The organism is Agrobacterium sp. 10T429 (genome assembly GCF_056393925.1).
This window is the reverse complement of the sequence record NZ_JBFTGV010000091.1, coordinates 1-378: the sequence shown is the minus strand read 5'-3', so window position 1 is coordinate 378 and position 378 is coordinate 1. Positions and strand designations below refer to the sequence as shown.

Annotated in this window: 1 pseudogene; it reads left to right on the top strand. The window is 67.7% G+C overall.

Features of this window, described 5'->3' with window-relative positions:
- A pseudogene (locus AC1DCP_RS26670) lies at positions 1-378 on the top strand (excinuclease ABC subunit A); the annotation flags it as partial.

Here is a 378-nt window from a genome sequence, read left to right as displayed (position 1 = left end):
ATCAGGGCACGTTCACGGGCGCCCGTCGCTATGTTCTGCAGACCTTCGCCACGACGCAGAGCGCGCTGATGAAGAAGCGCGTTTCGCAATACATGATTGGACGCGAATGCCCGGCCTGTCACGGCAAGCGGCTCAAGAAGGAAGCGCTATCGGTGACGTTTGCGGGCATGGACATCGGCACGTTCGCGAACCTTCCGCTTGCCCGCGTGGCGGAGATCATGCGGCCGATTGCGCACGGCGAGTGGGCGAGCCCCGAGGCAATCTCCGGCGCGGTGCTGAGCACGAAGGCGATGCGCGCCGCCACGGCGCGGCGCGTGGCGGCAGGGGGATCCGCACACAAGGCGGCGCCCGACGTGCGACGCACGCCCAACCTCTCCG